Below are 13,709 nucleotides of genomic sequence, written 5' to 3' on the forward strand. Positions count from 1 at the left end.
CCCCTTCTCGGGCCGCGCGCTGCCCGGTTTCCGTCAATCGCTGTGCGCGACCGGTCAATGTCGAACGACGGAAGGCGGCACACCCCAGCGCTCGCGGAACGCCGCACTGAAGCGGCTGTGCGATGCCCAGCCACAGCGTTGCGCCACCTCGCCCACCGACAAGGTCGAGGTTTGCAAGAGGCCCAAGGCGGTCTCCAGCCGCACCTCTCGCACCAGCGCCGCCAGCGAGAGGTCTTCGCTTTGCAGGCGGCGGCGCAAGGTGGATTCGCTCAGGTGAAACGCGTCGGCGAGCGCGGCCACATTCCAGTCGACGTCGGGACGCTGAGACACCAGCCGACGAACCCGCTCGCCCCAGTCCAGCCCGAGGGTGGACACCAGCCGATGCCCACGCTCGGCCAGGAGCAACAGAACCTCCTTGGCCCGATGGCGCACCAAAGCATCGGACAGCGTGGCGTTCGTCGCGGGCAGACAGCGGCGCACCGCACCGTCCAGCTCGTCGTCCACGGCGACCACCCTGGCGCCTGCCATCGCAGCGGTTTCTTTCGTGTGCGCGAGCGCCTCGGTATCGCGAACCATGTCGTCGTCAAAGGCCAGCACCAGAGCCTCGTAGCGACCTTGCCCGCGCGGGTCGTTGACCACGTCCCACTGCGAGCCCCGCGCGATCAGCACCGCTTGCCCGGGACCGGCATCGAAACGTTGCCCGGGTGCATGCAGCGACTTGCGGCCCCTGAGCACGAGGATGAGCGCATCCGACCGCAGGGTGAGCGTGCTCAGCCGGTAGCGCTGGGCCGCAAAAATGCGCACCCCGGGGCTCACAGCGGCTCCAGCCGCGACAGGTCCGGCCGCTCCAGCCACTGCGCGAACTCGTCGGCCAGCCGCACGGCGGCGGCCGTGGCCGCACTCCAGGCCTGCACGCGCGCGGCCAGGTTCTGGCCGTAGCGGTTGAAATCGCTGCGGTCGGGCAGGCGGCCGTGGGGCAGGGTCCGGACCCAGTCCGGGTCGGGCGCGATGACCACCATGCGGTCCAGCGCGGGGCTGGCCGCGTGCCGGCCCGTCCAGCGCTTGTCGAGCCAGCCGGGCACCACCGCGCGCTGGAAATGCGGGTACAGCACCAGCGGCGCGGTGTCGGGCGTCTGGTAACGCAGGTGCAGGTGGTAGTCGGTGATGCCGCCGTCCCAGTACGGCCCGGGTGGCGCGCCGGCGATGGCGTGCACCGGGCGCAGCACGAAAGGGATGGAGCAGCTGGCCTGCAGCGCGTCCATGAAGTTGCCGGCGTGAAGACCGATCTGGCGGGTGCGGAAATCCTGCGTGCCAAAGGGCAGCGCGGCGGGCGCGTCACCGTGCAGCGAAGAAAACACCACGCGCTCCAGCCAGGCGCCCAGGGCCTTGCGCCCCAGGGCGTTGGCCACGAAGGCACCGAGATACCCCAGCGGCGTGCGCAGCGCACCGTCGCGCGCGAGCACATGGCGCCCGCGCGAGGTGACGATGTGCAGGCGGTAGCGCGGTTGGCGCAACAACTCGTCGATCCGCCCGCCGTAGAACACCTGGAGGTTGCGGGCGAACTGGCGACTGACCTGCTCGGCGGTGGGGCGCTTCTGGCCTTGCGGCAGCTCGAAGTGCTGGGCGATGTAGTCGCGCTCCAGCCGCATCAACGAAGCGACGGGGTCGTCCAGGCAGGCCGTGGCCATGCGCCAGGCGCCGATGGACGCGCCGATCAGGTCCACGGGCTGCTGGCTGCGCGGCAGCCACTCCCCAAAAATGAAACGGTCGAGCGGCCCGAGGATGAGTCCCTTGGGGCCACCCGCCGCCGCGGGGATGGCGCCCACGTCCTGCGGACGCAGGCCATGGCGTTCGATGTGGGAGCGGGCCGTTGGACCGGCATAAAGGCGCAAGGCAGGCATGGCAACGCGGTGCGGATGGACCGAAAGGATGAACGGTGGCGCAGGGTCGGCAGACGGAGCCCGCTGACAGCCGACTGACAGCTGGCTCACCTGTAATGGAGCCCACATTGGAACCGATACGCAAGGGAGTCTGCACATGGATCGAAGAAGCTTGTTGACGGCCGGCGGCGCCAGCGCGTGCCTGCTCGGCATGGGCCCCGCCGCGTTCGCCCAGACACTCGCCGCTGGGCCGGCCCCCACCCGCCTGCCCGAGCTGCACATCTACATCCCCGGCGGCGCCGGTGGCGGCTGGGACCAGACCGGCCGAGCCCTGGGCGCGGCCATCCAGGCCGCCGGCATGGCCGATCGGGTGACCTACGAGAACAAGGGCGGCAAGGGCGGGACCATCGGGCTGGCCGACTTCGTCGCGCGCCACGACCGCAACCCGGCGGCGCTGATGGTCGGTGGCATGGTGATGCTGGGCGCGATCGCGCTCGGGCAGTCGAAAGCCACGCTGGACCAGGTCAGCCCCATCGCGCGGCTGACCAACGACTTCATGGTGCTGGTGTCCCGGACGGGGCAGCAGCCGGACTCCGTGGCGGCGCTGAGCCAGGCCATGCGCACCAACCTGGCCGGGGTGCGGTTCACCGGCGGTTCGGCCGGCGGCGTCGATCATGTGCTCGCCGGCATGATCGCCCTCCAGCTGCGGCAGGACGTGACGCAACTCAAGTACCTGCCCACCAGCAGCGGCCCCGAAGCCGCCGCACTGCTGGAGAAGGCACAGGCACAGGTGGCGATCTCGAGCTACAGCGAATTCCAGACCGGCATTGAAAAGAACCAGCTCACGCCGCTGGCGATGTCTTCCCGCCGAGCGCTCTACGGGGTGCCCTCCCTGCACGAACAAGGCCTGCAGACCGACCTGAGCAACTGGCGCGCGGTGTTCGCCCCCGGGCGCATCGACGTGGCGCAACGCGAGAACCTGCGCCGCATCGTGGTCCTGGCCACCCAGCACCCCGCCTGGGCGCAGGCGCTGGAGAAAAACAAGTGGTTCAACGCCCTGCTGCACGGGCAGGACTTCGCCGGCCGGCTGGTCATCGAGCAGGGCATGGCCAGCGCCATGGCGATGATGCTCAAACTCAAGGCCTGAGGCCGGGCGCGAGCCGCATCGGGCCCGCCCGCGCTCCACGCCCTCGGACATCGGGTTCTCCCGGGGGCGACTGACAGGCGAATGACAGCCTTTCCCGGTCGAATGGAATGCCCTTCCATCACCCGACGAGGCACCGCCCATGATCCGCAGAAATTGGCTGAAAACCTGTGGCGCGGCCACTGCGCTGTGGGCTGTCCATTCCCCGTCGTTCGCCCAGCAGGCGGCACCCACCGCCCGGCCGGTGCACGCGCCCACACCACTCGCGAAGCTGACCATTTACATCCCGGGTGGTGCCGGCGGCGGCTGGGACCAGACCGGGCGCGCCCTCGGTGCCGCGATCCAGTCGGCCGGTCTGGCGCAGCAGGTGGTCTATGAAAACAAGGGCGGCAAAGGCGGCACCCTCGGTCTGACCGACTTCGTGGAGCGCTTCAACCGCGACCCCTCGGCGCTGCTGATCGGGGGCATGGTCATGCTAGGGGCCATCGCGGTGAACCGACCGGCGGTCACGCTGGCCCAGGTCGGCCCGATCGCCCGCCTGACCAACGATTTCATGGTGCTGGTGACCCCCACCGGGGGCCGCCTCGCCGACATGAACGCGCTGAAGGACGCGATGCGCAAAAACCTGTCGTCTGTGGCGTTCACCGGGGGTTCGGCGGGCGGGGTCGATCACATGCTGGCCGGCATGATCGCGCGCCAGCTGCGTCTCGATGTGAGCCAGCTGAAGTACCTACCCACGAGCAGCGGGCGCGAAGCCATGGCCTTGCTGGAGAAGGGTGAGGCCCAGGTCGCCATCTCCAGCTACAGCGAGTTCCAGGCGGGCATCGACAACAAGAGCCTCGCGCCCCTGGCCGTGTCGGCGCGCAAGTCGCTGCACGGCATCCCGTCACTCAACGAACTCGGCGTCAACACCGACCTCGGCAACTGGCGCGCCGTGTTCGGCCCGGGCCAGATCTCGGAGCCCGAGCGCAACCAGCTGCGCCACATCGTGATCGCCGCCACCCAGACGCCGGCCTGGAAGCAGTCGCTTCGCACGGAGAAGTGGACCGACGCCCTGATGCACGGCGAGGAGTTCACCAAGGTGCTGATGATCGAACAGGCCATGGCCAGCGCCGTGGCCATGATGCTCAAGCTCAAGGCCTGAACCTGTCGTCGATGGCGCCGGAGCGTGCGCCGCTCAGACGGTCGCGAAGGACTCGGACTTTTCCGTGTGACGGGTCAGGGAGGGGATTTCTTCGCCGATCACCGTGTCGGGGTCGATGCCGAGCACCAGGCCGATGGGATCGGGGTAGGTGTTGATCAGGCCTTCGCTGCCCAACGACAGCTCCTCGGCCCGCGCGCGCCAGGACGCGATGTGGATCACCCCGGCGATCGGCTCGTAGACCTCGTTGTCGAACGGGGCCACCTGGTGCTCGATGGCGTCGATCATCTTCTTGGGAAAGCGCCACTCACGGGCCAGCGCCGCGCCGACTTCGGCGTAGCTGTAGCCAAACAGGCCTTTTTCGGCGCGGGCTCGCTTGAGGTCGAGCACGGGCACGCTGCGGTCCAGGTCGATCATCGCCTCGGGCATGCCCACGTGCATGACCAGCTCGCCGATGCCGTGCACCAGGCCCGCGGTGAAAGCCGTGTTTTCGTCGATCTTGATCGGCAGCGCGATGTAACGCGAGAGGTTGGCGGAGTTGATGCTGTAGCGCCAGAACTGGTTGAGGTTGACGCTGCCCAGGCGGTGGAAACCGTCGCCCAGCGCGGTGGCGATCACGAGCGCGCGGACCTTGATCAGGCCCATCATGTTCATGGCTTCGCGGGCGTTGCCCACCGTGCGGTGCAGACCGAAAAAGGCCGAGTTGGCGGTCTTGATCAGTTTCGCGGTCAGCACCGGGTCGGACTCGATCAGGTCGGCGGCGTACAGCAGATCCACCTCTTCCCGGTCGAAGGTGTCCATGAGCTTTCGCACGACCTTGGGCGCTGAAGGCAGCGCATGGGGCTGTTTGAGGAGTTTGTCGAGCTGCATGGCGATTTCCCGGTGGATGGAAAACAGTGGAACGGTGGGGAGCGCTTCGTCCAAGGCGTGGTGGACTTGAGGCCCGGCGCCGGATTCACTCGATGAAAGCGGCCAGGGCCTGGCTGAAGGACCACTCGGCGGGGTCCTTGCCCAGCACGCTGTCGAGGTCCAGCCCGAGCGTGAGCCCGACCATGTCGGGAAAGGTCGCGGCCATGCCGTTGTTGTCGAGCTGCAGTTCCTCGGCGCGCGCGCGCCAGGAGGCGAGGTGCAGCAACCCGGCCAGCGGGTCGTAGGCCTCACCCTCAAAGGGGGTGAGCTGGTTGGCCAGGGCCGACACCATTTCGTTCGGGAACTGCCATTTCTCCGCCATGCCGGCGCCCACCTGGGCGTAGCTGTAACCCAGCAGCGCCTGTTCGGCGGACGCCCGGTTCAGGTCCAGCGGCAGGGTGCTGACGTTGAGCGCCAGCATGCGGTCGGGCATGGCGATGTGCATCACCAGCACGCCGATGGCGTGGATCAGGCCTGCAGTGAACGCATTGCCCTGGTTCTGGTGCAGCACGCCCGCGAGCGAACGCGCGATGTCGGCCGCCCGCAGGCTGTAGCGCCAGAACTGTTTGAGGTCGATGCCGGGCACGTTCTTGAAGCCCGCACCCAGGGCCGCCGCCATCACCAGCGAGCGCACATGGGTCATGCCCAGCAGGGCCACGGCCTCGTCGGCGCTGCCGATCTTGCGGCTGACGCGGAAAAACGCGGAGTTCGAGAGGCGCAGCACGCGCGTGGTCAAGGCGGGATCGCGCCCGATCAGCTCGCCCACCCGTTTGGGGCTGGGGTCTTCGAGGTTCATCTCCGCCAGCAGGTCCGAAACGGCGCGCGGCATGGCCGGCAGGGCCCGGGGGTAATTGAGCAGGGCTTCGAGTTGCATGGTCTGAAGTCCGAAGGTCGTGACAAAGGGGGGTGTGACTCCCTCTCTATCGACCCGCCCGACGGCAACTTGAGGCTCGCCACAGCGCCCGGCAGGGCCCCGGGCCCGCCCGCCCCCGGCCCCGCGAAACGGACCGCGCCCGTCCCGCGAAACGGCCGTTCAGCGTTTGCCCACGCCCTGCAGCTTGGCGAAAGCCGAGGCCATGGCGCCGGCCGGCTCGGGCTGGCGCTGGCCACCGCCCTGCCCGCCCGCGCGCGGCCCGCCCCGGGCCGGCTCGAAGCGGTTGTCGCGCGGCGCGCCGGGTTCGCGCTTCGCGGGCGTGGCGTCCAGCCGCATGGACAGGCCGATGCGCTTGCGCGCCACGTCCACCTCCATCACCTTGACCTTCACGATGTCGCCGGTCTTGACGATCTCGCGCGCGTCGTTGACGAACTTGTTGGCCAGCTGGCTCACGTGGACGAGACCGTCCTGGTGCACGCCGAGGTCGATGAAAGCGCCAAATTGCGCGACGTTGGACACCGTGCCTTCGAGGATCATGCCCTCGCGCAGGTCGCTGATGTCTTCGACGCCGTCGTTGAAGCGCGCCACCGCGAAGTCCGGGCGCGGGTCGCGGCCGGGTTTCTCCAGCTCGGTCAGGATGTCCTTGACCGTGATCACACCGAATTTCTCGTTGGCGAACAGCTCCGGGCGCAGCGTCTTGAGCATGTCGGCGCGGCCCATGAGCGTGGCCACCGGCTGGCCGGTTTTCGCGATGATCTGCTCGACCACGGGATAGGTTTCCGGGTGCACGCCGGTCATGTCCAGCGGGTTGTCGCCGCCCCGGATGCGCAGGAAACCCGCCGCCTGCTCGAAGGTCTTGGCGCCCAGGCCGCTGACCTCCATGAGCTGCTGACGGCTCTTGAAAGCGCCGTTGGCCTCGCGCCAGCGCACCACCGATTTCGCCACCGTGGCCGACAGGCCCGACACCTTGGAGAGCAGCGGCACGCTGGCCGTGTTCAGGTCCACGCCCACGCCGTTCACGCAGTCTTCCACCACCGCGTCCAGCGTGCGCGCGAGCTCGCTCTGGTTCACGTCGTGCTGGTACTGGCCCACGCCGATGCTCTTGGGGTCGATCTTCACCAGCTCGGCCAGCGGGTCCTGCAGGCGGCGAGCGATGGAGGCCGCGCCGCGCAGGCTCACGTCAACGTCGGGCATTTCCTGAGAGGCGAATTCGCTGGCGGAATACACCGACGCGCCGGCCTCGCTGACCACGACCTTCTGCAGGCCGTGGCAGGGGTGGTCGGGCGCGGCGCCCTTCTGAATCAGCTTGATCAGGTCGGCGGCGAGCTTGTCGGTCTCGCGGCTGGCGGTGCCGTTGCCGATGGCGATCAGGTTCACGCCGTGTTTGTCGCACAGGCGCAGCAGCGTGTGCAGCGAGCCGTCCCAGTCGCGCTTGGGTTCGTGCGGGTACACGGTCGCGGTGTCCACCAGCTTGCCGGTCGCGTCGACCACGGCCACTTTCACGCCGGTGCGGATGCCCGGGTCCAGCCCCATCACCACGCGCGGGCCGGCCGGCGCGGCCAGCAGCAGGTCGCGCAGGTTGTCGGCAAACACCTTGATCGCCACCGCCTCGGCGCTCTCGCGCAGGCGGGCGAACAGGTCGCGCTCGCTGGAGAGGCTGAGCTTCACGCGCCAGGTCCAGGCCACGCACTTGCGCAGCAGGTCGTCGGCCTTGCGGCCCTTGTGGCTCCAGCCCAGGTGCAGGGCGATGCGGCCCTCGGCCAGCGACACGGTGGGCGCGGGCTTGCCGGTGGTCGCGCTCACCACCGCCTCGGGCTCGGGCAACACCAGCTTGGCGTCCAGGATCTCCAGCGCGCGGCCCCGGAACACGGCCAGCGCACGGTGCGAAGGCACGCGGCCGATCGGCTCGTCGTAATCAAAGTAGTCGCGGAACTTGGCCACGTCCGGGTGGTTCTCGTCCTTGCCGGCCACCAGCTTGCTCTGCAACAGGCCCTCGGTCCACAGCCACTCGCGCAGGCTCTGCAGCAGCGCAGCGTCTTCGGCCCAGCGCTCGGAGAGGATGTCGCGCACGCCGTCGAGCACGGCGGGCACGGTGGAGAAGTCGGCACCGGGCTTGCCGTCGTCCAACACCTCGGCGGGCTTGGTGAACGCCGCCGCCTCGGCGGCCGGGTCCAGCGACGGGTCGGCAAACAACTTGTCGGCCAGCGGCTCGATGCCGAACTCGCGCGCGATCTGGCCCTTGGTGCGGCGTTTCAGCTTGAAGGGCAGGTACAGGTCTTCCAGCTCCTGCTTGGTGGGCGCCTGGGCGATCGCCACGCGCAGCGCGTCGGTCAGCTTGCCCTGCTCGTCGATGGCCTTGAGCACCGCGCCACGGCGGTCTTCCAGCTCACGCAGGTAGCTGAGCCGCGCCTCCAGCTCGCGCAGCTGGATGTCGTCCAGCCCGTCGGTGACTTCCTTGCGGTAGCGGGCGATGAAAGGCACGGTGGCGCCGCCGTCGAGCAGCTCCACAGCGGCCTTGACCTGGTGGACACCGACCCGGATTTCCTGCGCAAGCTGCGCGATGATTTTTTGCATGTCCCTCGGGGCCACGACGACCCGTTTTCATACGAAGCGGGCGAGTTTGCCACAGGGGTGGGGAGCCTCCTGGAGCTACTGGCTCCCATCCGCAGACTCAGTCCGGCAAGTCCCCCAACTCCCGCTCAATCTGCTCGATGCTGGGCAAACTGGTTTGCAACTCTGCAGGCAGCGATTCCAGCAACTTGTATTCCGCAATGCCCATGGGCTGCGTCTTGTCGCCCAGGGCGTATTCGGCCACCACCTTGTTCTTGCTCTTGCACAGCAACAGGCCGATGGTCGGGTTGTCCTGCTCGCTTTTCACCTGCCGGTCCACCGCGGTCAGATAAAAGCCCAGCTGTCCCAGATGCTCGGGCTTGAACTTGCCTGCCTTCAATTCAATCACCACATAACAGCGCAGCTTGAGGTGATAGAACAGCAAGTCGATGAAAAACTCGTCGCCGCCCACGTCCAGCAGCACCTGCCGCCCGACGAAGGCGAATCCCGCGCCCAGCTCCAGCAGGAACTCGGTGACGTGCTTCACCAAGGCATGCTCAATATCCCGCTCCTGTGCCTCGTCGGTCAGACCGAGAAAGTCAAAGCGGTAGGGCTCTTTCAGCGACTCGTGCGCCAGATCGGACTGTGGTTTGGGCAGGCTGGCGGGGAAATTGGTGACTGCCGTACCGCTGCGTTCCAGCAGGCGGGTTTCAATCTGCATCACCAGCACATTGCGCGACCAGTTGTGCTCGATGGCCTGGGCGGCGTACCAGCGGCGCTCAGCCTCCGTGTTCAACCGGTCCAGCAAGACCAGGGTGTGGCCCCAGGGAACTTGTGCAACAGCCTGCTGCACAAATTCAGCCTCGGGCCAAGCTTCAGCGAAAGCCCGCATGTACTTGAGGTTGCGGGGAGAAAACCCCTTCATGTCCGGGAAAGCCATGCGCAGGTCGTGCGCCAGCCGCTCGATCACCTTCGTGCCCCAGCCCTGCTCAGCCTGCCGCGCCAGGATGTCGCGCGCGATCTGCCAGTACAGCAAGACCAGCTCGCGGCTCACCGCTAGAGCCGCGCGCTGCTGAGCGCTGTGGATGCGGCTGTTCAGATCGGCCAACCAGTCGGCGTAGCCGTCTGGGGTCTAGGCAATCATCCGGGATGCGACACCTAGGGAAGGTCTGCAAAACCGCGGCGCCGTGGGCCGATGTGAGACAGTGACGTCATGAAGCAAATGAGCCTGGGCGAGAGCGGATTCGAGCGCAAGACCAAGAGAACGCGCAAGCGCGAGTTCCTCGACGAGATGAACCTGGTAGTGCCGTGGACCGAGCTGGTGTCGCTGATTGCACAGCATGCACCAACGCCTGGCGCCAAGGGTGGTCGTCCGCCGTTTGCCGTGCGAACCATGCTTCGCATTCACTTCCTGCAGCAGTGGTTCAACCTGTCCGACCCGGCGATGGAGGAGGCGCTGTACGACACGCCCATGTTTCGAGAGTTTGCGGGGCTGGACCAGGGTGAGGAGAACTTGCCTGACGAGAGCACCATCCTGCGCTTTCGCCATCTGCTCGAACAACACAACTTGAGCCTGCAATTGCTTGCCACGGTCAACGCCACCCTGGCCGACAAAGGCCTGCTGCTCAAGAGCGGTACGGTCGTCGACGCCACGCTCATTGCCGCCCCCAGCTCGACCAAGAACAACAGCGGCGAACGCGACCCCGAGATGCATCAGACCAAGAAGGGCAACCAGTGGCACTTCGGGATGAAAGCGCATATTGGGGTCGATGCCGAATCGGGCCTGGTGCACACCGTCAAGGCCACAGCGGCCAACGCGCACGACATCACCCAGGCCAGCGAACTGCTGCACGGCGACGAAACCGATGTCTTTGCCGACTCTGGCTACCGGGGCGTTCACAAGCGCGATGAGGTGATCAAGGACCATCCCGAGGTCCACTGGTACGTGGCCATGATGCCCAGCCATCGCAAGGCGCTGGACAAGGAAACGCCCATGGGCTCGATCATGGAAGCGCTGGAGAAAACCAAGGCGCGCATCCGAGCCAAGGTCGAACACCCGTTCCGGGTGATCAAGCGCCAGTTCGGATATGTGAAGGTGCGCTACCGGGGATTGGCCAAGAACACGGCGCAGCTGCACACCCTGTTTGCGTTGTCCAACATCTGGATGGTGCGCCGAACGCTTTTGAAGGAGACCCGAGGATGAGTGCGTCCGAATGCGGCCAACGGCCACGAATCAGGGCGAAATCGGCCAACAAAGCGCCCTCGTGAGCCTGAAATCGCCATCATTTGAAATTGCATGCATCACCTCGCGCCGTAGCGGGTGTTGTGCAGACCTTCCCTAGCAGGCTAGAGAACAGGGCTATTACTGTCAGTGCCACGGATTGACGGACTTCACGTCGAAGGTCCTTATGGGCGCGTGAAATTTGTTCGCATTTTTATTGATATGCTCTCGGTCAGAGTCCGAATAAACCCCAATATAAATGCTCCACAGCTTAGGAGGATTCTTGTGTTGGGCATGATGCGCCTTGTTTAGCGCTTCGATTAAGTGATCATCATATTCGCCGAATCCAAAACCATAGGTGACTAGCGATCCATCAATTTCACAAAGTCGCTCATAGCAAAACGTCAAGTAGCGATTGTGCATTATGAGATCAAGCTTATCTTGTGCGTTTCCGGCAGTAACAAATATTGGATAGTGACCAGAATCAAGTCGCTTCCCGACATTCTCGAGTAAATATCCTTCGCTGGAGTATTTCTCTTTAACAATTTCAGTCCTTGAGTCAAAGATTGGCAAGGTCCCATGCAAGTGGTGCACATTTTGGCTTGAGCGATTTGGTCCCCATATCAGCTCGGAATACTCCGGTTCCTCGGTCCTGTTAGCTACTTCAGCGGGGTTCAGTAGTTCCTTTCCAAAACCATCGCTTGCCCCTTCAATTTCAGCTCGCATCAGTACCCAGTACAGGAGCAAGTCATAGTTTGTACTGAAGATTTGCCCTCCTTTTCCTAGAAATGCATTCAAGAATGTTGCACATCTATTTATTGAGCCATCCTCAATCTTAAACACATGTTCAGGATGAAGTTCCTTAATTGCGCTCAATAAGTTGAGCTTTAATTTCGCGTGCGCCTCGGCTACCTTATCTTGAAGTTTTTTTTCTGCGTCTAGAGCCTTGAGAAGCAGGGAAAATGTTGATAGTTGCTCCATTATTAGCTCAAAATTTTTCGTCTTCAGCGCTTCGAATAGGATTGATACGATTGGATCGCCCGCCTTTTCTACGAAATTGGCTAAGGCGTTATATGAAAAAATTTTGTAATCATAAGCCATGCTAAAGCCATTGCCTGTTAGCAGGTGAATTGGACGCCTCTTGCCTTCCAACTCTTTCATCATTTCATCGAAGTTGTCGTAGTGTTTGATCTGAGTCATGGGTTTATCCCGTTTGGGTAACACAGGAGGTCATAGTTACAAGGTCAGAGAAGATCATACGTACCACTCGTCGTCCCGACCATTCCCCAGTCGTGGTAGACAGGTGAAAAGCACACCAAAGAAGACTGCTATGGGAGGTCGTGATCCTTTGAATGCCCATGTGTAGTGATGTGCATGCCGGTCCACTCTCAATCGCATGGGGATCAGGTCTCAATACTGTTCGGTTAAGAAAAAATTACTTAATAAAATTAATAGCCTACGGAAACTTTTGGGATCGAAAATCAGGCTAAGGAAGGTCTGCAAAACCGCGGCGCCGTGGGCCGATGTGAGACAGTGACGTCATGAAGCAAATGAGCCTGGGCGAGAGCGGATTCGAGCGCAAGACCAAGAGAACGCGCAAGCGCGAGTTCCTCGACGAGATGAACCTGGTAGTGCCGTGGACCGAGCTGGTGTCGCTGATTGCACAGCATGCACCAACGCCTGGCGCCAAGGGTGGTCGTCCGCCGTTTGCCGTGCGAACCATGCTTCGCATTCACTTCCTGCAGCAGTGGTTCAACCTGTCCGACCCGGCGATGGAGGAGGCGCTGTACGACACGCCCATGTTTCGAGAGTTTGCGGGGCTGGACCAGGGTGAGGAGAACTTGCCTGACGAGAGCACCATCCTGCGCTTTCGCCATCTGCTCGAACAACACAACTTGAGCCTGCAATTGCTTGCCACGGTCAACGCCACCCTGGCCGACAAAGGCCTGCTGCTCAAGAGCGGTACGGTCGTCGACGCCACGCTCATTGCCGCCCCCAGCTCGACCAAGAACAACAGCGGCGAACGCGACCCCGAGATGCATCAGACCAAGAAGGGCAACCAGTGGCACTTCGGGATGAAAGCGCATATTGGGGTCGATGCCGAATCGGGCCTGGTGCACACCGTCAAGGCCACAGCGGCCAACGCGCACGACATCACCCAGGCCAGCGAACTGCTGCACGGCGACGAAACCGATGTCTTTGCCGACTCTGGCTACCGGGGCGTTCACAAGCGCGATGAGGTGATCAAGGACCATCCCGAGGTCCACTGGTACGTGGCCATGATGCCCAGCCATCGCAAGGCGCTGGACAAGGAAACGCCCATGGGCTCGATCATGGAAGCGCTGGAGAAAACCAAGGCGCGCATCCGAGCCAAGGTCGAACACCCGTTCCGGGTGATCAAGCGCCAGTTCGGATATGTGAAGGTGCGCTACCGGGGATTGGCCAAGAACACGGCGCAGCTGCACACCCTGTTTGCGTTGTCCAACATCTGGATGGTGCGCCGAACGCTTTTGAAGGAGACCCGAGGATGAGTGCGTCCGAATGCGGCCAACGGCCACGAATCAGGGCGAAATCGGCCAACAAAGCGCCCTCGTGAGCCTGAAATCGCCATCATTTGAAATTGCATGCATCACCTCGCGCCGTAGCGGGTGTTGTGCAGACCTTCCCTAAACGAGCAGTATTGGGTCAGGCCTTGCCTTTTGCCTGCAAGCGCTAATCCGGAAATTTGCGCGCGTGCGCCCATTTCGTATGCCATGTAGGGCGCCTGACATGATATTGCTGCCGCTGTACGCAAAAGCCTGACAGCCCGATGGTTCGGGCCAGCTTCGAAGCGGCGTCGGATGTAGATGGACCATGGCCTCCCTCTGGTCTAGAACGTTATTGATTGTTGTCCGTTCGAGCGGCCATTCTGCAACGTCTTGTCACAAGTTGGCAACCACCTTCCGCATCCTGAACTGCTGATAACCCGCGGCGAGCACGTGGGCAGTCGC

At 64.1% G+C, this 13,709-nt stretch carries 11 protein-coding genes; 4 read left to right on the plus strand and 7 right to left on the minus strand.

Annotated elements, in window-relative coordinates; genetic code table 11:
• Positions 1 to 54: 54 nt before the first annotated feature.
• A complete protein-coding gene (locus tag IM738_RS15340) occupies positions 55 to 816 on the minus strand; it encodes a helix-turn-helix transcriptional regulator (RefSeq protein ID WP_236961809.1) in 762 nt (253 codons plus the stop codon).
• Positions 813 to 1,901 (minus strand): patatin-like phospholipase family protein, encoded by a 1,089-nt coding sequence (locus IM738_RS15345; RefSeq protein ID WP_236961810.1) that lies wholly within the window; start codon positions 1,899 to 1,901, stop codon positions 813 to 815. The genes IM738_RS15340 and IM738_RS15345 overlap by 4 nt, the downstream gene beginning before the upstream one ends.
• 136 nt (positions 1,902 to 2,037) lie before the next feature.
• Here IM738_RS15345 and IM738_RS15350 point away from each other — a divergent pair, with 136 nt between their 5' ends.
• Both IM738_RS15350 and IM738_RS15355 read left to right on the plus strand, forming a co-directional pair.
• Positions 2,038 to 3,027 (plus strand): Bug family tripartite tricarboxylate transporter substrate binding protein, encoded by a 990-nt coding sequence (locus tag IM738_RS15350; protein ID WP_236961812.1) that lies wholly within the window; start codon positions 2,038 to 2,040, stop codon positions 3,025 to 3,027.
• Positions 3,028 to 3,166: 139 nt separating this feature from the next.
• On the plus strand, positions 3,167 to 4,168 hold the full coding sequence (locus IM738_RS15355) for a Bug family tripartite tricarboxylate transporter substrate binding protein (RefSeq protein WP_236961814.1): 1,002 nt from the start codon (positions 3,167 to 3,169) through the stop codon (positions 4,166 to 4,168).
• A 33-nt stretch (positions 4,169 to 4,201) separates the two neighbouring features.
• Here IM738_RS15355 and IM738_RS15360 read toward each other — a convergent pair whose 3' ends face one another.
• The 4 genes from IM738_RS15360 to IM738_RS15375 form a co-directional block, all read right to left on the minus strand.
• Positions 4,202 to 5,089: an HDOD domain-containing protein gene (locus IM738_RS15360; RefSeq protein ID WP_236961815.1), complete on the minus strand. Its 888-nt coding sequence runs from the start codon at positions 5,087 to 5,089 to the stop codon at positions 4,202 to 4,204.
• Positions 5,090 to 5,120: 31 nt separating this feature from the next.
• Complete coding sequence (locus IM738_RS15365) at positions 5,121 to 5,948, minus strand: HDOD domain-containing protein (RefSeq protein WP_236961816.1); 828 nt, start codon at positions 5,946 to 5,948, stop codon at positions 5,121 to 5,123.
• A gap of 159 nt (positions 5,949 to 6,107) precedes the next feature.
• Positions 6,108 to 8,522: a Tex family protein gene (locus IM738_RS15370; RefSeq protein WP_236961817.1), complete on the minus strand. Its 2,415-nt coding sequence runs from the start codon at positions 8,520 to 8,522 to the stop codon at positions 6,108 to 6,110.
• Between the two features lie 97 nt (positions 8,523 to 8,619).
• Positions 8,620 to 9,606 carry a PDDEXK nuclease domain-containing protein gene (locus IM738_RS15375; RefSeq protein WP_236961818.1) on the minus strand — a complete coding sequence of 329 codons (987 nt, stop codon included), beginning with the start codon at positions 9,604 to 9,606 and terminating at the stop codon, positions 8,620 to 8,622.
• Positions 9,607 to 9,711: 105 nt separating this feature from the next.
• On the opposite strand from IM738_RS15375, the gene IM738_RS15380 reads away from it, so the two are divergent.
• On the plus strand, positions 9,712 to 10,701 hold the full coding sequence (locus IM738_RS15380; protein ID WP_236961435.1) for an IS5 family transposase: 990 nt from the start codon (positions 9,712 to 9,714) through the stop codon (positions 10,699 to 10,701).
• Positions 10,702 to 10,866: 165 nt separating this feature from the next.
• Here IM738_RS15380 and IM738_RS15385 read toward each other — a convergent pair whose 3' ends face one another.
• The gene (locus IM738_RS15385) at positions 10,867 to 11,919 is read right to left on the minus strand and encodes a DUF4917 family protein (RefSeq protein ID WP_236961819.1); all 1,053 of its coding nucleotides are present in this window, start codon (positions 11,917 to 11,919) and stop codon (positions 10,867 to 10,869) included.
• A gap of 341 nt (positions 11,920 to 12,260) precedes the next feature.
• Between IM738_RS15385 and IM738_RS15390 the strand changes: the two genes are divergently transcribed.
• Positions 12,261 to 13,250, plus strand: a complete 990-nt coding sequence (locus IM738_RS15390; protein WP_236961435.1) for an IS5 family transposase — start codon at positions 12,261 to 12,263, stop codon at positions 13,248 to 13,250.
• Positions 13,251 to 13,709: the final 459 nt, after the last annotated feature.

Origin of the sequence: Hydrogenophaga sp. SL48, assembly GCF_021729865.1 — a bacterium.
In the GTDB taxonomy this organism is placed as follows: Bacteria; Pseudomonadota; Gammaproteobacteria; order Burkholderiales; family Burkholderiaceae_C; genus Hydrogenophaga.